Source organism: Microcoleus sp. D2_18a_B4 (genome assembly GCF_036702475.1).
In the GTDB taxonomy this organism is placed as follows: Bacteria; Cyanobacteriota; Cyanobacteriia; order Cyanobacteriales; family Microcoleaceae; genus Microcoleus.
In genome coordinates this window covers 1-22,218 of sequence record NZ_JAUBTL010000019.1, presented here as the reverse complement: position 1 = coordinate 22,218, position 22,218 = coordinate 1, and the positions used below count along the sequence as shown (strand labels likewise).

15 protein-coding genes are annotated in these 22,218 nt (G+C 45.3%); 5 read left to right on the top strand and 10 right to left on the bottom strand.

Annotated features, from left to right (window positions below; translation table 11 throughout):
- Positions 1–10 precede the first annotated feature (10 nt).
- From QUB04_RS13475 to QUB04_RS13440, 8 genes are all read right to left on the bottom strand, one after another.
- The gene (locus QUB04_RS13475) at positions 11–652 is read right to left on the bottom strand and encodes a sugar transferase (RefSeq protein WP_333284925.1); all 642 of its coding nucleotides are present in this window, start codon (positions 650–652) and stop codon (positions 11–13) included.
- 92 nt (positions 653–744) lie between these two features.
- Positions 745–1,881, bottom strand: coding sequence for a glycosyltransferase family 4 protein (locus tag QUB04_RS13470; RefSeq protein WP_333284924.1), 1,137 nt, complete (start codon positions 1,879–1,881; stop codon positions 745–747).
- Positions 1,878–3,065, bottom strand: coding sequence for a glycosyltransferase family 4 protein (locus QUB04_RS13465; RefSeq protein WP_333284922.1), 1,188 nt, complete (start codon positions 3,063–3,065; stop codon positions 1,878–1,880). Before QUB04_RS13465 ends, QUB04_RS13470 begins: the two co-directional genes overlap by 4 nt.
- A 50-nt stretch (positions 3,066–3,115) precedes the next feature.
- Positions 3,116–4,306: a hypothetical protein gene (locus tag QUB04_RS13460; RefSeq protein WP_333284920.1), complete on the bottom strand. Its 1,191-nt coding sequence runs from the start codon at positions 4,304–4,306 to the stop codon at positions 3,116–3,118.
- Entirely contained in the window at positions 4,303–5,667 is a 1,365-nt protein-coding gene (locus QUB04_RS13455; protein WP_333284918.1) for an O-antigen ligase family protein, read from the bottom strand. The genes QUB04_RS13460 and QUB04_RS13455 overlap by 4 nt, the downstream gene beginning before the upstream one ends.
- Entirely contained in the window at positions 5,645–6,856 is a 1,212-nt protein-coding gene (locus QUB04_RS13450) for a glycosyltransferase family 1 protein (protein ID WP_333284916.1), read from the bottom strand. Before QUB04_RS13450 ends, QUB04_RS13455 begins: the two co-directional genes overlap by 23 nt.
- Positions 6,804–8,138: an oligosaccharide flippase family protein gene (locus QUB04_RS13445; RefSeq protein WP_333284914.1), complete on the bottom strand. Its 1,335-nt coding sequence runs from the start codon at positions 8,136–8,138 to the stop codon at positions 6,804–6,806. Before QUB04_RS13445 ends, QUB04_RS13450 begins: the two co-directional genes overlap by 53 nt.
- A gap of 80 nt (positions 8,139–8,218) precedes the next feature.
- Positions 8,219–10,996, bottom strand: coding sequence for a polysaccharide biosynthesis protein (locus tag QUB04_RS13440; protein ID WP_333284912.1), 2,778 nt, complete (start codon positions 10,994–10,996; stop codon positions 8,219–8,221).
- A 543-nt stretch (positions 10,997–11,539) separates the two neighbouring features.
- Between QUB04_RS13440 and QUB04_RS32520 the strand changes: the two genes are divergently transcribed.
- The 3 genes from QUB04_RS32520 to QUB04_RS13435 all read left to right on the top strand — a co-directional run bounded on the left by QUB04_RS32520 (position 11,540) and on the right by QUB04_RS13435 (position 14,690).
- On the top strand, positions 11,540–11,836 hold the full coding sequence (locus tag QUB04_RS32520; protein ID WP_445301054.1) for a transposase: 297 nt from the start codon (positions 11,540–11,542) through the stop codon (positions 11,834–11,836).
- A 339-nt stretch (positions 11,837–12,175) separates the two neighbouring features.
- On the top strand, positions 12,176–12,487 hold the full coding sequence (locus QUB04_RS32515; RefSeq protein ID WP_445301053.1) for a transposase: 312 nt from the start codon (positions 12,176–12,178) through the stop codon (positions 12,485–12,487).
- Positions 12,474–14,690 (top strand): polysaccharide biosynthesis tyrosine autokinase, encoded by a 2,217-nt coding sequence (locus tag QUB04_RS13435; RefSeq protein WP_333284910.1) that lies wholly within the window; start codon positions 12,474–12,476, stop codon positions 14,688–14,690. The genes QUB04_RS32515 and QUB04_RS13435 overlap by 14 nt, the downstream gene beginning before the upstream one ends.
- 20 nt (positions 14,691–14,710) lie before the next feature.
- Here the strand turns inward: QUB04_RS13435 and QUB04_RS13430 are convergent, their stop codons facing one another.
- Both QUB04_RS13430 and QUB04_RS13425 read right to left on the bottom strand, forming a co-directional pair.
- Entirely contained in the window at positions 14,711–18,118 is a 3,408-nt protein-coding gene (locus QUB04_RS13430; protein WP_333284908.1) for a PAS domain S-box protein, read from the bottom strand.
- A gap of 119 nt (positions 18,119–18,237) precedes the next feature.
- The gene (locus QUB04_RS13425) at positions 18,238–19,539 is read right to left on the bottom strand and encodes a transposase (protein ID WP_333284907.1); all 1,302 of its coding nucleotides are present in this window, start codon (positions 19,537–19,539) and stop codon (positions 18,238–18,240) included.
- Positions 19,540–19,844: 305 nt separating this feature from the next.
- On the opposite strand from QUB04_RS13425, the gene QUB04_RS13420 reads away from it, so the two are divergent.
- Both QUB04_RS13420 and QUB04_RS13415 read left to right on the top strand, forming a co-directional pair.
- Positions 19,845–20,819, top strand: coding sequence for a LysR family transcriptional regulator (locus QUB04_RS13420; RefSeq protein WP_333284905.1), 975 nt, complete (start codon positions 19,845–19,847; stop codon positions 20,817–20,819).
- Between the two features lie 114 nt (positions 20,820–20,933).
- Positions 20,934–21,998: an anthranilate phosphoribosyltransferase family protein gene (locus tag QUB04_RS13415; protein ID WP_333284903.1), complete on the top strand. Its 1,065-nt coding sequence runs from the start codon at positions 20,934–20,936 to the stop codon at positions 21,996–21,998.
- Positions 21,999–22,218 lie beyond the last annotated feature (220 nt).

Below are 22,218 nucleotides of genomic sequence, written 5' to 3'. Positions count from 1 at the left end.
AAAATACCTTTTAATTACGATTTTGATTACCTAGAAATTTAGGCATAGTTACCTTTTCGCTCTGATTAATTCCTTCTTGCTTGAAAACTTTGATTACTGTTAACCAAAGAATTTTCAGGTCGAGCCAGAGACTCCAGTTGTCTATATACCACACATCCAATTTAAATTTTTCCTCCCAAGTGATAGAATTGCGCCCATTAACCTGCGCCCAGCCAGTAATACCTGGTTCTACTTCATGACGACGTGCTTGTTCGGGACTATAGCGATCTAAGTATTCTACCAGTAAAGGTCGAGGCCCTACAAAACTCATGTCGCCTATGAAAACATTCCAGAGTTGAGGAAGTTCGTCCAAGCTCGTTTTACGCAACAAGCGACCAAAGGCTGTAAGCCGTTGTTTACTGGGCAAAAGATTGCCATCAGAATCGCAGTCATTTGTCATGGTGCGAAATTTGTAGAAGTTAAAAATCAGCCCATTTTTCCCCGGTCGGGATTGAATAAACATAATTGGTCTACCCATGCGAATATAGATAGCGATCGCTACTATCAGCATCACGGGAGATAAAATTAGCAGCGCGATCGCCGCGAACATTCTATCTAATAGAAACTTCACGAATTTGGTCGGTTTGGTGCTTGGTAATTTGTAATTATTCATGGTTCTTAGTGTGTTCTTAGTGAGCGACTAACCAAGGATTCCTCAACAGATCAATTATCCATTTTTTATAGCCCATAAAATTGTATACCTTCTTAAGCTAAAGCTTCAGCATAAAGTTCTTCATGTAGCTTTATCACCTGGCTCACATCGTAAGCAGCCATCCGTTCTCGTCCCTGCTTACCCATATTCTTAGCCTCTTCAGGACGATCTAACACCCAAGCCATTGCTTTTGCGATTCCTTCTATATCCCCCACTTCTACCAGAAGACCGCAACCTCCTTCTAGTAATTCTTGAGTACCGCGAATTTTAGTACCAATTACAGGAATTTCCATTGACAAAGACTCCATAACGCTTCTAGGTAAACCTTCCTGTTCGGAAGCTAGGATATTTGCTACTGAAGCTCGCATTAAAGTAGGAACATCATCGCGCCTACCTAAAAAGTGTACTATATTTTTCACTCCCAAATCCGATGCTAATTTCTGCATTTCCTCTAATAGTCGTCCACGACCTGCCAATACTAAATGTACTTCCGGTCTAGCCAACTTGGCAAATGCTTGAATTACATCTCGATGATGTTTGCGAGCAATAAATTCAGCTACGCACAAAAACAGCGGAGTTCCTTCAGCTACTCCCAACTCCTGACGCACTCTCTCTACCTCTGATTCCGCTACAGCATCGGGGCTATAATATTTCAAATCTACACCAATTCCTGGCATATAGCGAATACGTTCTGGGGGCAAAATATTATACTTCTTAGCTGTTAACTCATCCTCGCGATTAATTAATGTTAAATAGTCTGTCCAATTTCCAGCAATTTTTTCTAAAGTTAGAAAAATAGCATTTTTTAAGGCTTTTCCGCCTGGATGAAAGTGAAAGCCGTGAGCAGTATAAATCACCTTACATTTCCCCTGCTTTCTTAAATTATTAACAGCGTATCGGCCTACAAAAGCAGCCACAGGAGTATGTACGTGAACGAGATCGTAGTTCCCTTGTGCCATTACTTCGCAAATTGCTTTTGGAGCAAGGATCAGATTTTTAGGATCTAAGGGATTGCGCGACCATTCGATTTCCCAAACTCGGTTAAAAGCTTGTAAACATTCAGGGGAGTTAGAAACACCTTGAGCCATTGCATCTACTTGCCAACCTTTGCTGCGGAAGTGGTAAGCAAAAGGCAACAGAAATGCACGCAGAGTACCTACTACGGTAGTTACTACTAAAAGTCGGGTCATTTTTTTTGCCTCCACCATACTTCTGTAATTTCCCGGACGTGGCGATAAAATTCAATCCGTTGTTTTTCGAGAATTTCATCTCTATATTCTTTGGCTGTTTCTAAGTTACGCGCTGACATTTTAGCCATGCGATCGGGCTCGGTTATTACTTGGCGAATTTTAGTGGCCAATGCTGTTACATTGCCGGGGGGCACCATATCTTCCGGGGGTAGCAATTCCGGGATGCCTCCTACTGTGGAGCCAATACAAGGTAATGCTCGCCCCATTGCTTCTACCATTGCTCTAGGTAAACCTTCTTGGTGGGAAGGCAAAACGAACAGATCGGCGCGATCCAATTGGGCCATCACTGCATCACCACCCGCTAACTGACCCAAAAAAGATACTCGTTCTTCTATGCCCAAGGATTTGGCTCTGGCTTCCAATTCCGATCGATGTTTGCCATCTCCAATCAAAGTTAATTTTAGGTCTAGTCCCTCTTGCACGCAAGCCCCAACGGCATCGATTAACACATCGGGCGCTTTATAAAGTTGAGCAATCGTACCGACAAAAATCAGATTAAATGTCCCTCCCTGACGCGGTAGACGAGAGGAAGAAACCAGGGTGCGTTCTGGAAGGTCTACATCTGATACACCTACGGAAAAGTTAGCACAAGGGTATCGTTGCTGCAAAGCGTGTTTGGTAACATAAGCTGCTGCTGCTGCTTCTCTACAATGCCACCGCAGTCTTCGGGGAGATGACCAGCGAAAAAACGGGCGCAGGGGATGTTTTACTGACCCCGGTGCAAAGACATCATAAGGGTCTGCTACTACTTCCACGGCGTAAGGGCGCCCAATTTTGTGTAGCATGGATTGGATAGGGGAGGCGATCGTGGAACCAACGCGCAATATTACTGCATCGTTTGGTTTGACTGCATTTCTGGCACTGCGCTGCACTTGCCATGCCTTGAGCAAATATTGCCAAGGCCCAATGTAATAAGGTATGGCAGCAAAGTCAACTCCTTCTCCATTTGCTTGTTTCCAGTCGGAAGGCACATTTGAGACATCTCGCACGCGAGCTACTACTAGCACGCTATCAAATACTTGTAAGTATCGCGTCCAAAAGGAATAGGGGAAGGTTGTTTGCGTCCATACCTTACCATCTGGCGTGCGATCGAAGCGATATTCCACTGTTACGACAACATTCATAGCGGGAAGAAAGGGGCGGGGGAATGATAGGGAATAAAAAACGAGCTCATCTAAAGTTCTTTAGTTGCTTGATAAACTGCTACATCTAAAGGTTTGAGAAAGCCAGATAGTCGAGTGCCGTTTAATGCTAGATTGTCAGGATGATTTTCAAACATACGTTTTAGTTGCGTAATTTTTGATGGGATGGCGAGCGATACTTCTTGGCGATCGTAAGAACGGTTAACTACTATCACTAATGCTTTGTTTTGATAAGTCCATATTCCAGCTATTACCTTTTCTATACCTACATCAATTATTTTTAGCTTTCCCTCTAACAATAGGGAATCAATGGTTTTTATTTCTGGCACTAAAGTCTTCATTTTTGCCCACAAATCCGGGTGGGATGGTAAATGCCAACCCGTATCGTGATAAGTGTAGTAAATAATTCCTTTGGCACCTGCTAACAGGGCTTGATAGGTCATATTTCTCACTTCATCAAAAGTTGGGATGCGGAGGGGACGGAGTTTTCCTTGCTTTCTTCTTCGCCAAGCAAAAGCTTGTACGTTAGCATAAACAGCCTTCTGGTATGGAGCAACTGCATCGCGGACAAGGGAAACCCGATCGTAGGTTAATGATATCTCATCATCTCCGTTACCAATAGGATAAGACTGCATGGCAATTACATCAGCACAACTGGCAAATTCTTTAATTTTATTTGAATAACCGCTGATATAAGTGATATGATTGGGATCGTTTAATTTCACTTGTTGGTGAAATTTTAACACTTCTTGGGGAACGAGTTTACCATTATCAACATCATCCGCAATATTCCAACCCAAAACCGCAGGTTTTTCTTTGAAGGAATTGACCATATTAACTAACCCAATCCCTTGTTCGCTCACAACATAAATCCCAAGGCGCTCCGCTTCATTCAAAAATCGATCGTAACTATTAACTTCTGTTGCGGAAGCATGAATCGTGTTGAATCCAGCCGCTGCAATATCCCGCATATGTTTGATTAATTCTTCTGGTTTTGATTTCCAAGAAACGTGATAAAATCCGAACGGGAAAAATGGTTTCCCATTAACTATGGTGATACCGTTAACAATATTTACGCTCTTATTTAACGATTGATTTATAGTGGCTGCTTGAGAAGAGCAGGCTAAATTATTATTTGTTGTAATTGCTACAGTTATTACTAGCATTACCACAAATAATGCTACCAATGTATAGATTTTATACCAGTTTTTTCGCTTGCTCATATTGTTTCGCTTAAGCCTTTTGAGTTACGTAAAGATTCTTCTAGTAAATAAGGAGTTCTCAGGACAATTGCTACCGAACTGAGATAAAGTCCTAGAAACTGACCTAGAGCGGGTACGGGATAAAAAGTTTCTTGACTAACAGCGGTAAGTAAAAAAGTAACTGTTCCCCATAAAAAGGGTTTTTCTTTGATTTCTATCTTATACAAATAGAATAGAATCATCCCAAATAATATGGCAAATAGGCCCACACCTATCAAACCTGTTTCGGAAGTAATTTGTAGATAAAGCATATGGGCATTGTCGCCTCGATCGATCGCCGAACCAAAACCATTTCCGACAATCCAACTAACTTGATTGTCATCTAATGCAGCCAGGTGAGAAGCCCATCTTTCATCCCTTCCACTTAAATTGTCAGTGTTATTAGCTTGGAACACGGTTAATTGGCGATCAATAATTGAGCCTTCGTAGGAATTTAGCTCAATACCTTTCAACCCTAAAGCAGATGCCAGTACAGGTAAAATCCATGCCATATTAATAATTATTAAAACATAAAATGGTTTGGTTACCAAATAAAGTGATACTAAAAATAGGATAGCTGCGAATCCAGAACGAGACTCGCTGATAAATACAGTTAGCGCAGAAAGAATAAGGAAAGTAGTGTTAGATATATCCTTTTTTTGACTGCTGCCTAAGTGCAATCTTAAAATCAGAAGAATCATTACTTGGGCTGCAACATAAGCATGGTTGTAACCGACAAAACCTAAACCCTTAGTCCCAATCTCACCAACATTACCATAGTATTGCCAAGCTCCCACCTTCGGTAAATGGGCAGTGATTAATGAGAGAGGTATTACACCAGCATAGGTTAAGAAAACTCCCAAGGAAACGAAAATTAATACTCCATCAACAATTTGCCTCATTTTCTGAAGTCGCTCTGGTGTTAATGGAATACGAGCGATTAACCAAAATGAACTAAAGTATTGCACTAAGCGATAAAGTTGGAAAGCTCCAAAAGGAGGGCCAACGGCATTGGGTTCGGCAGTAGCCAAGTAACAAAGATAGGATAGGATGATTCCCAACAAAATAATTATAAAAATCGAAAATATTTTTTTATTTGGCAGAGATAGAGGGGTAGTATATCGACGACATCGGATAAAGGTGAAGATAATGAAAAAGAATGCTAAATCAGAAAAACAAGGCCAAAGTGCCCAAGGCCCTATCGGTAATATCGGGACTGTGAAACTTTGGGATAACAAATAACAGCAAAAAGCAAAAAATAACCATTGCGTGCCTTTTAACTGTGATGACGATATAGGAATAGGATTAGCTTTAACAGATTTAGTTTTTGTGCTTAACTTCATTAAAATATGGCTCCAGGTAGAGTGCTTCCAATTGTTTAAGGCTATTGTGAATTGTGAACGAACTTTGTTCTAGTAATTGATAAGCTTGTGTTTGCGTAATTAGGGATTGAGCTTTTTTAGTAGTCAGAACTGCTTCACACCAAGCAGAGGCAGATTGGGACAAGGAAATTCGTTGCACTAAAGATTCGATGAAATCTGCTTCTGCTGGTACTACATCTGAAAAAACACAGGGCAAACCTGCTGCTTGTGCCTCGATCAAGACTAAGCCCAAACCTTCGTAAAGGGATGGCAGGACGAATGTATCCATTGCCCCCAGCATCAATCGGGATACGTCCGCTCGCAATCCTGCAAAGATGACATATTTATCTAATCCCATTTCGATCGCTTTCTGCTCGATCTGGGGACGCAGCACGCCATCACCTACCAATAACAAACGCATATTTGGTTGTTTTTGGGCAATAGTTGCGGCGATTTCTAGTAGAAATAAATGGTTCTTTTGTGCTTCAAATCTGCCGACGTGACCTATAACAAACGCATCGGTAGGAATTCCCAACTCAGCGCGAACGCTGACTCGATCGACGCTCTGGCGAAATGGAGCCAGATCGACACCACAATAAAGAATCTGGTAACGGCGCTCTCGTTCCCAAGCTGAACCAAACAAGGAAGCTGCTGCTAAACGACTTGCTGCCAAACCAATTGTTGCGTAGCGGGCTATCCACCATTTTGTTAAAGCTAGATATAAGCGTCGATATAATCCTGCTTTGGTTTCCAGGGAAGAGGTATCGTTATGGCTGTGGGCAATCCGAATCGGCACGCCCGCTTCTTTTGCCAGACGGAGAACGTAACCGCTAAAGTGATGAACGTGGCTGTGTACGATATCGTAAGGCGCATATTCCTTGATAATTCGTTGGAAATTGCGAGCGTACAATCTGGGTTGAGATGGAGCGAGACAAGGGATAATCCGACTGCCCAAGCTACGAACTTCTTCATCGTAAGGGCAGGGTTTGGTGGTATGAACTAAAAAGTCGATCTCAAAGCGATCGCGATCGATATGTCTCAAAACGTGCATCAGCCAAGTTTCTACTCCGCCCCGATTCATACCGCCGACGACATGAAGAATACGGATGGGACGCTGCTTAGTCAATATTTGATTTTGTTCCTTGATATCTGTCGAGTCTGTATACTGCATAAGCAATGACTGCAAAACTAAAAACTGCTTGAACGATCGCCCCAACGATCAGCGCGATTACGGCCCCTTGCACTCCCATCGTCGGAATTAACCAAAGACAAGCGAGCCCAGAAGCCCCTGTAACTAAAGCAAACAAAGGCATTTGCACCTGAAAGTACCTAGCAGCAGTTATCCCGTAACCCAAGAAGGATGACACATAGCCAATACCCGCAACCACCATTAGCCACACGAACAAATCAGCTCGCTCGGCATACTCAGGTTTATAGAGTAAAGTTAGGATTGGCTTGCCGGCAACAACAGCGACAAAAACGCCTCCCGCACCTAACATCAAGCCAACCCCCACCAGCTTAAACAAAAGTGTGCGAAAAGCAGTGCTATTTCCCGCTGCATAATATTTTGCCAGCCGCGGACTAGCAGACTGCGCTAGGGCACTGACTACCATGTTCCCTGCTACCATCAGGTAAGATATTGCAGAGAAAATCCCCAGTTCTCGTTCGCCCAAATACCGCTCGAGAAAGTATCGAGGAATGTTAGTATTCAGGGAAATTAACATCATCACCAAACCCAGAGGTAAAGCCAGCACAACTAACTTTCCCAAAGTTTTTCCCTCCCAGCGCGGGTACAAGGGATTTTGGCTGTTTGCAGGTTCAGCATCGGCCACTAATAAATCTTCTTGCTCTCTCCCCTGCGAAGAATTATTTAAAATTAATTTACCATTGCGAAGATCCCAGCCGAATAGGACTAAACCCCACGCAACTGCTAATCCGAGCGCTCCCCCTACAACACTCCCAGTCAGAGAAACTCCGATCCCTAAAAGTAATAACGACAAAGGCCCTTTAATCATCAAGGCTATCGCAATTCGATCCATCCGTTCGTGTTGTTGAATCAAGCCGTAAAACACATCGCTGATCGACTCAAAAGCCTTTGCCAGGGCGATCGCCCAAATCACCAGCGAAGTCTCCCACCGATATCCAGCTTTGAGCGTAATTCCGGCAATTATTAAGAATGCTAGCGCCGTTGCAATTAACCTCAGACCCAGATAATCGCTAAAAACATACTCCCCTTTGGCATCTGTTGCTTGGATCTGACGCAATTGGAGATTGGTAAACATGATCACAGGTGCTGTAACCGCCAGGCCCAAGGTAAATTGACCCACCATTTCAGGAGTGCCCAATTTAGCAAGCAACACCAACATCCCCCACTGGGAAGCCGCATAAACGAGGTGCCCAGTGAAAGTCCATGAAAAATTACGGCGTAATGTTAGTGGTTTCAACTGTTGCATTAGTAACTAATTACCTGCTTGCTAATTGGTGAATTCCCAATCGCGTATTTCCCATTTCCAAATTATTCACAAATGCCCCATTAACTTTTAACAGCCATAGCGCCCATCAATTTTTCTACCTTAGAGCCTTCTACAGGCTTCGAGAAAAAGTATCCCTGTCCGTAGACGCACTTCAGAGCTTTGAGCTCAGCTATTTGCCATCTCGTTTCTACTCCTGTGGCAATCAGGCCCATACCTAACTCCTGAGTTATGGCAATAATTTTCCGAAGAATTTCTAAGTTCGGGTTGCTAGCATCTAGCCCGCTGACTAGAGAGCAATCTAGCTTCAAACTGTCGAATTTCCCATACTTCAGCCGCGTTAATTGGTAGAGCTGAGTTAATGATACATCACTCAGACCACAGTGGTCGATTTGTACTTGCACACCTAAAGTTTTAAGTTTGAGAAAAACAGACCCAGCCAACTCGGAATTTTCCGTCACAACATATTCAGGAATTTCTAACCTCAAACTCGGAGCAGCGAGAGTTGTTTCTTTCAATATTTTGGCAATCGTCTCGATTAAGTCAGCGTGGAAAAACTGTTTGCTAGTCATATTCACGCTGACTGTTAAAGGAGCGTTAAGACGAAATTGCGACTGCCAAATCCGCATCTGGCTGCAAGCTTGCCGCAGTACCCACTCGCCCATAGGAACAATCAAGCCGGTTTCTTCTGCCGCTGGTAGGAATTCGTCTGGCCACAGCAAACCTCGATTCGGGTGCTGCCAGCGCAACAGCGCTTCAAAACCACTAATTTGATTGGTTTCCAGGCAGACGATCGGCTGATAGTGAATCCGAAACTCCTCATTGGCAAGAGCCACCCGCAAATTATTCTCTAACTGAACAGATGCTGCACTGCTAATCTTGGCCGTCTCGGTTGTTTTTTGGGCTGTATTGGCGTGCAAATTGGCGGTTGAATACCCTGGTACGTACTCAGGCACTAACTGCTGTAGCATTGAGACAATTAAATTCGCATCATTACGATCGCTCGCTTGACAAAGGGCTTCTACTTCCTGGTCAATATTTTCTTTCACTAGGCGGCTGGCATTGCCAAGACTGAGAATTTTTTCGTGTTTAGTGCGGTTGTATTTCTCGCCTGGAATAAACAGCTCTTCAAACAATTTTTCTCCCGGCCGCAGCCCTGTAAACGCGATTTCTATGTCTTTGCCCACTTCATATCCTGAGAGCCGAATCAAATCTTTTGCTAAATCAAAAATTCTGACTGGTTCTCCCATCTCAAGCATGAAAACTTCCCCGCCATTGCCGATGACTGCTGCCTGCAAAACCAGTTGAACTGCTTCTGGAATTGTCATGAAATAGCGAGTGATATCTGGATGGGTAATTGTGATCGGCCCGCCCTCAGCAATTTGTCGCTTGAAAGTAGGTACGACGCTACCGCGGCTGCCAAGAACATTACCGAAACGAACCACTACAAATGGGTTTTTGCTTTTTTTGGCTGCTTGCAGCACCAGCATTTCGGCAACTCTTTTGCTAGCTCCCATAATGCTAGTTGGATTCACCGCTTTGTCGGTGGAAATCATCACAAATTGTTTCACATTGTATTTCAATGCCAGATCCAGCAGATTTTTCGTCCCCCGCACATTGTTAGTAATCGCTTCCGGCGGGTTTAATTCCATCATGGGTACGTGTTTGTGAGCGGCCGCATGAAAAATGATGTCTGGTCTCATTGTTAGAAAAACGTACTCTAAGCGCTCGCGAAAGCGAATATCGGCCATAAAGGCTGTCACGCGAGTAATATCTGTTGGGGTTTGGCTGGTTTTTTTGAGTTCTGACAGGGCTTTTCCTAATTCTTGTTGAATGTTGAATACAGAATTTTCTCCGTGTCCGACGATGATGATTTCCGCAGGAGCGCACTTTAATATTTGCCGACAAAGTTCGCTGCCGATGGAGCCACCCGCACCGGTAATTAGAACTTTCTTGCCTCCAATCAATCCCAAGACTTTCTCAACATCAGTTTGAATGGGTTCGCGGCGGAGCAAGTCCTCAATCTGTACTTCTCTGAGGCTACCTAAACTGACACGACCGTTGATGATTTCATTGATGCCGGGGAGGGTGCTGGTTGGAATTCCCATTGACTGACAAATTTCTACGATCTCCCTAATCTCTTTTCCCGGAGCTGAGGGGATGGCAATCATAACTTTGTCGATATTTAGCGATCGAACTACTTCCGGAATGTTACAGCGATTGCCGACTACAGTCAGTTTGCCAATCTGCTTGGAGATTTTTTTGCGGTCGTCGTCTATGAAAGCGATTGGATCGAGTCCTACCTCTGGACTCCTCTGCATCGTTTGCATCAGAGATGTGCCTGCACTGCCCGCACCGACTATCAGGACGCGATCGCGTTGCTGAACTTTCCACGATTTTTGGTTCCATCTTTCCAGGGCTGGAATGCTGAAACGAATCGCCCCCACTAACAAAAAGCTGATCATAGCGTCTAGTAGCGGCAGCGATCGTGGCAGATTGGCGATCGGCGAATTATTTAGCTGGTAGAGTTCTTGGAACAAGATAATTTCCCCTGCTAGGGATATACCTATCAGCATCGTTATTTGTGCCATTTCTTCCAGGCCCGCATACCGCCAGTAACGCTTGTAGAAGCCGCCGCCATAAAATACTGTAAGCTTTAGTGCTAAAAATAATACTGTAACTACCGCTAGGCTCTGTAGGTAGGGAGTCACATTCAATATGCCATCTAAACGAATTGCCAAGGCCAGTAACGGTGCGATCGCAAAACAAATTGCATCGATTATCAAAAAATGACGGGTTCTTAATCCCACCAACACTTTGCTAATTTTTTTTCTGATCATATTCTTCCGACGCTATTAGACAACAACTTTACAGTAACTAGATCGAGTCCCTAATGCTGAGGTATTTTTTTATACCACCCTCTCCCCTTAAATTAATCAACCTTTTAATCGTCGGGCCTAACTCAAGTGATATTATGGTTAAGGAGAGATTATCAAGAATATGTCCCGTCTCTTAATTTCATTTTGGAGAGGATTTTTTCAGCTAAAATTTATAGATGCCACCTTATTGCTGCTTCTATCTTCTCCTACTACTGGTTCGATCGCTCAGAACTTTACAATTATTTACATAATTTCACCCAAAAATATTTCTCTAGGGGGATGGCCAACGATATATGTGTTAAAACCATGACAGTGCTTGACTTAAGTGATAAAATGGATATCCTCAATAATGAGTTTAAAAGCCTAGGGCGTGTTTTCTTGCCTCGTTGTATCCTCGAAAATAGGCGTGCTCCGGCAGAGAGTCTTGAGGAACCCTTGGAGACTTAAGTACGGAGCAGTGGGATTAGTTAAAACCGCTACTACCACCGCTCCAACCCAAAACCGATCAGCCTGCGTGACGACCATCGACAAGTTGTCAATGGCATTCTGTGGATACTCAGAACCGGGACTCCGTGGCGAGACCAGCCAAAACGTTATAGTAAGTGGGTTCAGGGTGGCAACACGGTTTTATCGGTGGCAAAAAGCCGATCAAAGGAAACAAGTCTTATAAGGCCTACAAGCCGATGCGGACCAACTCCGAAAGCTAGACTCTCCGGTTCATTACGTCGATCGAACCGTGATTCGTACCCGCCAACCCTCGGCTATGGTGGAAAAAAGAAGGCGAATCACAGGAAAAACTAGGTCGTTATCGTGGTGGTTTTAGTACCAAAATACACATACGTTAAAGTGAGGGTAAAGGTAAACCTATAACTTTTCTTCTGAGTCGCTGGTCAACGTAACGAGTCAATTTTTTTAGAACAATTGATGGGACAAGGAGCAGTAAGCGCATTCTGGTGCAGGTGATCCGCGTCAACCCCCTGATATCGTGTCCGGTTGCATCGGAATAATAAAATCCAGTCAACAGTTAACACTCAACCATTGAGTTTTTCCACCCCAAGTCAACAGTCAACAGTCAACAGTCAACAATTCCGGAGGAGTGCAGCCGGAATTGATATGAAAGAGTCGTAGGAGACAAAGGCGATCGCACGTCGTCGCATCCTTCGCGATCTACGTCGGCGAGGTATCGGTTTTACCATCCCACGACTTTCAAAGGAACTGCGTCGCGATCCTTTTATCCGCGAAATCTACCGTCAACGCAATATAGTTGAATCTGCTATCAACCGACTCAAGCAATGGAGACGTATTGCTACCCGATATGAGAAATTGGCTGGAAATTATACAGCCATGATTACGCTCGCCTTTGTCTGTTGTGGTTATAGTTTGAAAACACGCCCTCGGGTGTTAGAGTTTACAAAAAATCATTTTTCTGGAGTAACAGATGGAATCAACTGAAAGTGGTCTCGGGTTTCAGGAATACTGGCAGATTCTGAAGCGCAGGTGGCTGCCAGCCTTAGCTGTATGTGCCTCGGTTGTTGCACTCGCCACCTACAGCACGCTGAAGGAAAAAGCAGTTTATATGGCAGAAGGAAAGCTGTTATTTAAGAAAACAACTCCTGGATCTGCTTTAACAGAATTGGGTAAAGAAATCGGAGAGTTGACTCCTGCGGCGCAACAAAGCAACCCTCTGACAACGGAAATCGAACTGATTCGTTCAGTCGAAATTGTCGAAAAAACTATAAATATACTTCAGTTAAAAGACGAAGAAAATAATCATCTGAAAACAAAAGATTTTTTTAAAAATCTGACAGTAGCTACTATTAAGGGCGCTGATATCCTCACGGTTTCCTACAAAGATCAAAACCCGGAGATAGCAGCCGCTGTCGTAAAAACCATGATGAAGTTTTATATTGATAACAATCAAAAAGTGAATCGCTTAGAAGCTGTGTCTGTTCGACAGTTTATTGAAAAGAAGCTGCCTAAGTCAGACCAAGCTATGCGGAAAGCAGCTGCAGAATTGAGGAAATTTAAAGAAGATAATAAAGTGGTCAATCTTGAAGAAGAAGCTAAATCAGCAGTGGCAGTTATGGCGGAACTAGAAAGTCAAATCGACCAAGCTAAGTCGGATTTGCTCAAGGCCCGGGCTCAGTCTAAAGCATTTGAAGACGAATTACAAATGAATCCCCAGCAAGCATTGACCGCCAGCACCCTCAGCCAATCTAGCACTGTGCAGGAAGCTCTCAAAGAATACAAACAAATAGAGCGGCAGTTAGCAATTGAGCAAAATCGCTACCAGGACAATTCGCCTATAATCACTAGGTTAGAAACTAAGAAAGCTACGATGAAAGCTTTACTAGACCAACAAATACAACAAGTTTTAGGGGGGCAACAGCCGTTGCAAAATCAAAGTTTACAGATAGGAGAGGTGAAACCCAAACTGATCGAAGAATTTATCAAGGTAGATGTAGAACGCCAGGGTTTGGCTGAGCGAGTTACTATTCTATCAAATGCTCTAGCTGGCTACAAGCAGCGGGTAAAAGTTTTGCCGAAGCTAGAGAAGGAAAAGCGGGAACTAGAAAGAAAACTCCAAGAAGCCGAAGCTGATTATCAGGAATTGCAAAAAAAACTCCAGGAAATTCGGATTACTGAAAATCAGCAAGTGGGGAATGCTCGGATTATCCAAAAGCCGAGTGTTCCGGAGGAACCAGTCCGTTCTCGCAAGTCTTTATTGCTGGTAGCTGGCGGCTTGTTGGGAACTCTGCTGGGTATAGCTGCGGCGCTGCTTTTAGAATCTCAAGATAAGTCGGTCAAAACTATTGAAGAGGCGAGGGAATTATTTGGGTTTACTTTGTTGGGAGTGATTCCTTTCCATAGAAAGTCTGAAAAAAATCCTCGGCGCAATTCCTGGCGACTTAAGTCTGCTTCGCAGGATTTAGAACAATCTCCCCGACAGATTGTTGTGAGAGATACTCCTCATACTTCGAGCAGTGCTGCTTACCGAATGCTTCAGGCAAATCTGAGGTTCCTGAGTTCTGATAAAGAGCTGAAAGTCATTGTTGTCAGTAGTTCGCTACCGCAAGAAGGCAAGTCTACTGTATCGGCTAATTTGGCTGTAGCTATAGCTCAATTAGGACGGAAGGTTTTGCTGGTAGATGCGGATATGCACTGTCCTGTTCAACATCGGATTTGGGAACTGCCCAATCAAGTAGGCTTGAGCAATGTCATAGTCGGACAAGCTGGGTTTGGGGATGCGATCGCCCAAGTCATGGATAATTTAGATGTGCTCACTTGCGGGGTGATTCCGCCTAATCCAATGGCTCTCTTGGACTCCCAGCGGCTCACTTTATTAATTAAGCAATTTTCGGCTACTTATGATGCAGTGATCGTTGATGCTCCTTCTCTGAATGTTGCTGCTGATGCTCTGATTCTGGGGAATAAAGCAGATGGGATTTTATTGGTGGTGCGACCTGGAGTTCTTAATTCTGGTACTGTAGCTTATGCCAAGGAGCTATTGAAGAAATCAAGTCAGCACGTTCTCGGTTTAGTGGTGAATGGAGTAAGTCCTAAAAACGAACCGCACAGCCATTACTATTTTACCAATGAATCTTACGCTCAAGAGCAGAGTTCTGGTATCAATAAAATAACGAATAACCAGTAACCAATAACAACAGTTAACTGTTAACTGTTGTTATTGGTTATTGGCAGCCGCACTCCGAAAGTCGAGCCGAGTCCTTCCCCTGGACTTTCGGCCCAGACACTGCCGCCGTGGAGTTCCACGAGATGACGGACGATCGCCAATCCCAGTCCCAGCCCGCCGTAATTGCGTGTAGAAGTGCTGTCAGCTTGGCGGAAGCGATCGAACACAAAGGGCAAAAACTCCTTGCTAATGCCAATTCCCGTATCTCTGACAACGATCGAAACAGAGTGAACCGGAGACGGCCCAGACAAGATGGCGCCACCCGCTGCTCCCGGTTCCCCATCCTCCGAGAGCGTGATTTCCACGCGACCCGACGGCGGCGTAAACTTAATAGCATTCGAGAGCAAATTAGACACCACCTGCTGCAAACGAGTAGCATCGCCCCTCACCGAGCTCACCCCTTCGCCACAAAAACTCACCAATTCAATTCCCCTAGCTTCAGCCTCAAGGCTCAGCGCCTTCACCGCCGTTTCTACAATCCGTGCCAAATCCACCGGGAACAGCTTCAAACACACTTTGCCGCTGACAATCCGGGAAACGTCGAGCAAATCCTCAATCATCTGAGTCTGCAACCGCGCGTTTCGCTCAATAGTCTCCAAACCGACAGCCGTTTTTTCGGCACTCATCTGGCGCTGCCGCAGCATCTGCGCCCAGCCCAAAATGGCGTTCAGAGGCGTCCGCAATTCGTGAGAAAGCGTCCCCAAAAACTGGTCTTTAATCCGGTTGGCCTCCGCTGCTTCCCGGTAAAGCCGCGCATTGTCGATCGCCACCGCCGCATCCCGCGCCAAATCCTCCAGCAAAACTAAATCGCTCTCCCTGCAGCGGCGGCCCGACTCCCCGCACAGCAACGAAATCGCTCCCAGCGTCCGCCCGCGAGCGATCAGTGGCACGCAGATTGCCGACAGCACCTGAGATTGGGCTCGCAGCACCAACTGCAGTTCCCTGTCGGGCACAACCGCCTCGATCACCCATTCCGGTATTTCGGCGTAAAGCTTCGACTCCCCAGTCCGCAGCACCTTTGCTACTCCGTGCCGTCCCTGGGGGTCTAGCGGCATACGCCGATCGATTTGCCACAGCAGAGCGACTTTGCTCGGATCTGAATGAGCAACTGCGTGCAAGCGGATCGAGCCGTCGGCCTCGACCAAATGCACGCAGCACCAATCCCCCAGCGCCGGTACTGTTAAATCTGCCAAACCTTGCAGCGCCTCCTCGTAATCCAGGGAAGCCGACGACAGCACAGCCAAAGCTTGAGCGCGAAAATAGGCTGTTTGGGTCGCTCGCTGGCGATCGTCAATATCCGTACAAGTCCCGAACCATTTGATGATTTTCCCCTCAGCATCCCGCACGGGCAATGCCCTGCCCAGATGCCAGCGGTAAGCCCCGTCAGATGCCCGTTTAAAGCGGTATTCCACCTCGTAAGTCCTCCCCGTCTGCACGGAGGTATTCCAGCGTTCTAGGCAGTTTTCCACGTCATCTGGATGCAAAACTGGCTGCCACCCCCAGCCTTGAGTTTCCTCCAGCGTCAAGCCGGTATATTCAAACCAGCGCTGGTTGTAGTAGTCCAGCCAGCCGTCGGCTGTGGCAGTCCAAACTATTTGCGGGATGGCTTCAGCGAGGACGCGGTACAACTGTTCGCTGGCTTCGGCTTCGCGACGGGCCGCCTGTTCTCTGGCCAAGGCTAGGTTCCGCTGTTCTTCGGCCTCTTTGCGAGCGGTAATGTCGCTAATCACGCCGATCCATTTGCAGGGATTACCTTGTTTGTCAAGCACTGCTTTGCCCCGATCGATCCAATGGAGCAAGCCACCCCCCTGGCACTGAACGCGGTATTCCTGAAAAAATGGGGCGGCGGAACTGTCTGGCGCACTCAAATACCGATCGACTGCGGCTAAAACTCGATCGCGGTCGATCGGGTGCAAGATACTGTTCCAAGCTGCTCTTGTCCTCGGAAATCCGCCTTTTGCGTACTCCAAATGTTCGTCAACGTGACCGAACCACAGCACGATCCCGGTTTCGATATCCCATTCGTAAATTAAATCACTGGCACTTTCTGCAGCAATCCGAAACCGCTCTTCAGACTGTCGCAGCACTTCCAGAAATTTAAAGCGTTCCGTCACGTCCAAAACCAGAGACAGCACCGATACCAACTGTCCCGAATCGCTGTAAAAAGCCGAATTGTACCATTCGCAGTGTACCAACGAACCCGACTTATTATAATTGCTGTTGCGAACTACATTGCAGCGATTTTCTGGTTTTTTTAAACTATAAATTGCCGATTCTACCTCTGATAAATCGCCCTTTGAAATAAAGTCCCAGTCGCTAAAATGCTTGCCTAAAACTTCTATCTTTTCCCAGCCAAAAATCTTCTGTGCCGCCGGCGACCACCCGCTGAGACGAAAGTTTTCATCCCACTCAATCACCGCTAGGGGCGTATTTTCAAAATGAGAAGTGAGTTTTTGCAGCGCCTCGCGCAGGGATGCTTCTACTTGCTTTCGCCCAGTAATATCGCTAAAAGAAATAGCAATGCCGTCTCCCAATTTAACGGTCATAATCCGAAACCAGGCGACAATGCCTTCGTTGTTATAATAAATCTCGGTATCGAGGGGAATTCCTGTTTCTACAACTTGCACGTAACGATCGAACAAACCGCTATCTTTATGGCCCGGCAGCACTTGCAGCAATCGCTTGCCGATTAATTCGTCCGGGGTACTATGCTGAATTTTTGCCGCTGCGGGATTGACGTATTCCCATTCAAAATCCACAATTGTGGATTCGTCGCGGATGCTGCGGAACACGTTAAAACCGTCTAGAGATAATTCCTGAAAAACGCGGAAGCGTTCTTCGCTTTCTTGCAGCTTGCCTACGGTGTCAAGCAGGAGGTCCTCGACTCGCTCGCGCTGTGTTATTTCTGCAAGCAATTGCTGGTTAATTTGCTGGAGTTCGGTTGTGAGGGAGGGGACGGAATTTGTAATAGCAGAGTCGGCTTGCGGTCGATCGACCTTTTCAGATTCCAGCGCCGTATTTCCTGGTAAAGAGGCCGCCCCAGCCCAAGCCAACACTTGAGGAACCCAGGGTATCAGGGACGCTACAGCCCACAAAGAGATGATAGCGGTAACGGCGGCGATCGAACTTGACAGCCAGTAGCTGGGATGCACCAGCATCCAAACTTGCATCAAATAAGTTGTCCCGCCGCAGAAAAACCAGGCTCCCAATAGGAGAAACCCCTTGCTCAAAGGCACGTCTCGCTGCTTGCGGGCATAGTATGTCAGAATTGCTGGAATTGAATAATAAGCCAAGGCAATTAACACATCGCTGACGGCGTGCAGTCCCATCAACTGGGGTTGCCACTGGCAACAGCCATCTTGCGGAATAAAATTGTGGTTAAATGACATAATCTTAATAAATGCTTAATAAATTGCAGCATTTCGGCTTTCCTGTGCGATCGATCCTAGTTGCACTTGTGTTGCTGACCCGCTAATTTCTAGTTTATAGCTTGTAAAAGTATAGTCATTTATTGGATGACGTGGGAGGCATGAAGTCCCTCCCCTTTCACTTTCACTTCGAGCGGATTAACCCGCCTTGGCTGAACTACGCAGCTCCCTATCCCATTGCTAAAAGCATTTGGGATTGCTTTTCTTAAGATATTATAAGAGCCATTAACATCGGCGTTAATTAATCGACCGCTCGATGTTTTGTACAATCCTCTCTTAATTCGTTTACCACTAAACAAGACATAATCAGCACCATTCTCCCCGTAAACAGGAATCGGGTCTAAATTCAGGAAACTGGATTGAGAAGTATATGATTCTTCCTGCACCATCACTCTTATTCCAACCAATGCCGCCTTATATTCCAACATCTCAATCAATCGAGCATGAGGAACTGTTACGAAGTTCTGATTAGTTTGTTTCCCCAAATTAATCTCGTTTTTCCATTCTACATTTTTACCAATTATCAGAGTCCCAATCTTTCGTTCTCTTAAAATATTGATGATGTCACGACTCGATGAGTGCAAGTAATTATCGATTTTCTGGTTTCGACAACGAGTTAGGCGTTGAATGCGTGATGAGGTTTTACGCCGACCTTTTAATTGAGATTGTAGATGTGCTTTACGCTTGTTATAGAATTGATTAATTGATTTCATTGGTCGCCCGTTAATCAGTAAAGGAAGAAATCCCGGCTGATTTGAAGTTAACGCCACTAAATTATTCAATCCTAAATCAATACTAGCTATAGACTGTTTTTGGTTTTCATTGAAGGTGGACTCCGGTTCACTTCGACTGGGATCAGTACAAGCATTATAAATTACCTCTATTACATAGGAATCGCATTTGGGAACCAATCTAACTTGACAAATCTGCTCTGGTTTTACCTGGGTTTTAATTAAAATATTAGTACCTGAAAGCTTGATAATTCCTTTATTCAATTGCTTGCTACTAATCGCCTGCATCGTATAAATGACAATATTTCGTCCTTTGATTTTATCTTTGTACTTGGGGATTTTTGGGCGTCCCTTAAATTGTGTGGACTCAGTTTTGTAAACTTTAATGGCTTCAAAAAAACCTTGCCAATTCTTGTCCAATCTCATCAATATTTGTTGACTTACCTTTGCTGGTAACGCCTTATATGCTGGATGAGATTTCATCAACCGATCCATTTTGTTGTAATTGAGATATCCCCATCCATATATAAAGTTTTGGCGAATAACGTAGTTGGCAGCATTGTAGAGATTTTTTGATTGAAAGGCTAATTTATCGATCGGAGCGAAACGATGTTCTGTGGATTTAATGATGTGTCTCTCTGCTAGTTGCATTCAGACTCTCCATTTTTTAACGAGCGCAATCATTCTCTCAGTTGATCTTCCTGACTATATGATACTACCATTGCTTACTACTGTTTACAAACTTAATAAAGTTTTATAATACACAAAGAAACAGCCAAGCATCCCGCATCTTTCTGACGGGGCAGTGTCAATTGCTAATGCCTTGGCTTGTCTAGCCCCAGAATCAAAACTAATCGGTACCTGTATCAAAGTGTACTAAACTCTTCTACTAAATCGGTTAATGTCACAGATTATATTCCTGTAAAATTTCTGAAACCATCTCGAATTAAACATCCATGCGCTTAGAGCAGCTTCAAGCATTTCTTTCAGTTGCTGAAACTGGTAGCTTTCAGCAAGCGGCCCGGAAGTGTGGCGTTACCCAATCGACTATTAGCCGCCAAGTGCAGGGATTAGAAGCGGAAGTGGGTTTGTCGCTGTTTCACCGCACCGCCCACGCGAAACTGACTGTGGGAGGGGAATGCCTGCTACCTCACGCTCGCAAAATCTGTCAGACTTGGCGAAATGCTGCTGAAGAATTGGGAGACTTACGGGCAGGAAAGCAGCCGGAACTTTGCGTGGCTGCGATTCACTCGGTTTGCGCTGCTTATTTGCCACCTGTGCTGCAAAAGTTTTGCCGCGACTATCCAGACGTGCAATTGCGGGTGACTGCCCTCGGTAGCGATCGAGCTCTGAAAGTCCTCAAAGATGGTTTGGTGGACATAGCGGTGGTGATGAACAACCGCCATTTTACTCAAGCCCCGGAAATGTTGGTTGAGGTGCTCTACAATGAGCCGATCGAGGTGTTGATGGCGGCGGGTCATCCCCTGGCCCAGTACGATCGAGTACCTTGGCCGGAATTGATTTGTTACCCGCAAGTGGTGTTTAAGGACGGGTACGGAATGCAGCGGATGGTGCAAGAACAATTTGGACGCATCGGTGCTAAACTTCATGCTGTTTTGGAACTCAACACTCTTGATGCTTTTCGGGGTGTGGTGCGACAGGGAGAATTGATTGCTTTGCTGCCGCATTCAGCTTTGGTGGACGCCAAGGGCGATCGCACTTTAGCAATTCGGTCGATCGCCCCAGATCGGTCAAATTCCAAGGTTTCGACGATCGGTCAATTGGCAGCAGATCCCACTTGGACTCGCGAAGTGGTATTGGTGACAACTCACGATCGAATGCAAATTCCGCCGATCGCCCATTTCTGGAATCTGGTACGCGAATTTGTGCCGCCTTTTGATGTAATCAAGCTAGAAAAATCAGGGAGTTAATTCGATAATTTTGAATTGAGAGTTGGGAATTTTAAATTTAAAACGATTCAAATATTACCAATTACTAACTACCACTTACTAACTACCAACTACCAATTACCAACTTCACAAGTTATGAGTGACGCATTTAGAGAATTGCTGCGAAAAATTGGCAGCGGAGTACACACAGGAGAAAACTTAACTCGCTCCGAAGCAGCAGCAGCCACGCGGATGATGCTGCTGGGAGAAGCAACACCGGCTCAAATCGGAGCTTTTATGATTTCCCACCGCATTAAACGGCCCACTGGGGAAGAATTAGCCGGAATGCTCGATGCTTATGAAGAATTGGGCCCTATGCTTGCCCCCCCAAACCGAGAAAAAGGGTTTGCCGTCTCTACCGTCGCCGTGTTTGGTGTTGCTTACGACGGGCGATCGCGCACGGCTCCAATTAGCCCTTTAACAGCCCTAATTTTAGCCGCCTCTGGCGTCCCAACCCTCATGCACGGGGGGGATACCATGCCAACCAAGGAAGGCATTCCCCTGATTGAAATTTGGCGCGGTTTGGGCGTTGACTGGAGAAAACTGAGTTTAGAAAAAGTCCAGAAAGTTTTTGACAATACGGGTTTGGGTTTTGTTTATCTTCCCAAGCATTTTCCTCAAGCCGCCGCTTTAGTTCCCTACCGCCGCGAAATTGGTAAACGGCCACCTTTTTCGACAATGGAGTTGATGTGGTGTCCCTGTACCGGCGACGTTAACGTTATATCGGGCTACGTCCACCCGCCGACAGAAGGTATGTTTCAAAAAGCCTTTGAGCTGCGGGGAATCAAAAATTATACCACAGTCAAGGGATTGGAGGGAAGCTGCGATTTGCCGCGCGATCGTACTGCGATTATCGGCATTGCTAAGCCGGACGCTGAGTTTGAACGAGTGCTTTTAGCCCACGGAGATTACGGTTTTAGCAGCACAAATCCGGCCTTGGAATCAACCTCTGAGTTATTAAAACAAATGCAGGAAGTGTTGCTGGGAAAACCCTCAGAAGTGATGCAGTCCGCTATCTGGAACGGCGGCTTTTATCTGTGGCGCAGCGGAGTTTGTTTGGATATGAGCTCTGGTTTAATTGAGGCAGAAACTTTACTCAGCAGCGGTCAAGTAGTGCAAAAACTTGAGGAAGTTAGCCAAGCCGTTAGTGTTTTGAGTTGACAGTTGACAGTTGACAGTTGACAGTTGACAGTTGACAGTTGACCGTTGACAGTTGACCGTTAACTACTGACTACTGACTACTAGACATCTCCAATAATTGTGGAACAGGCATCTTGCCTGTTCAAAACAGACAATTCTTGCGATAACTAATGACTAATGACTAATGACTAATGACTAATGACTAATGACTAATGACTAATGACTAATGACTAATGACTAA

Bases quoted from the DNA above. Each gene is read 5' to 3' on its own strand.
- QUB04_RS13475 (WP_333284925.1), bottom strand. From the start codon at position 652: ATGAATAATTACAAATTACCAAGCACCAAACCGACCAAATTCGTGAAG.
- QUB04_RS13470 (WP_333284924.1), bottom strand. From the start codon at position 1,881: ATGACCCGACTTTTAGTAGTAACTACCGTAGTAGGTACTCTGCGTGCA.
- QUB04_RS13465 (WP_333284922.1), bottom strand. From the start codon at position 3,065: ATGAATGTTGTCGTAACAGTGGAATATCGCTTCGATCGCACGCCAGAT.
- QUB04_RS13460 (WP_333284920.1), bottom strand. From the start codon at position 4,306: ATGAGCAAGCGAAAAAACTGGTATAAAATCTATACATTGGTAGCATTA.
- QUB04_RS13455 (WP_333284918.1), bottom strand. From the start codon at position 5,667: ATGAAGTTAAGCACAAAAACTAAATCTGTTAAAGCTAATCCTATTCCT.
- QUB04_RS13450 (WP_333284916.1), bottom strand. From the start codon at position 6,856: ATGCAGTATACAGACTCGACAGATATCAAGGAACAAAATCAAATATTG.
- QUB04_RS13445 (WP_333284914.1), bottom strand. From the start codon at position 8,138: ATGCAACAGTTGAAACCACTAACATTACGCCGTAATTTTTCATGGACT.
- QUB04_RS13440 (WP_333284912.1), bottom strand. From the start codon at position 10,996: ATGATCAGAAAAAAAATTAGCAAAGTGTTGGTGGGATTAAGAACCCGT.
- QUB04_RS13435 (WP_333284910.1), top strand. From the start codon at position 12,474: ATGGAATCAACTGAAAGTGGTCTCGGGTTTCAGGAATACTGGCAGATT.
- QUB04_RS13430 (WP_333284908.1), bottom strand. From the start codon at position 18,118: ATGTCATTTAACCACAATTTTATTCCGCAAGATGGCTGTTGCCAGTGG.
- QUB04_RS13425 (WP_333284907.1), bottom strand. From the start codon at position 19,539: ATGCAACTAGCAGAGAGACACATCATTAAATCCACAGAACATCGTTTC.
- QUB04_RS13420 (WP_333284905.1), top strand. From the start codon at position 19,845: ATGCGCTTAGAGCAGCTTCAAGCATTTCTTTCAGTTGCTGAAACTGGT.
- QUB04_RS13415 (WP_333284903.1), top strand. From the start codon at position 20,934: ATGAGTGACGCATTTAGAGAATTGCTGCGAAAAATTGGCAGCGGAGTA.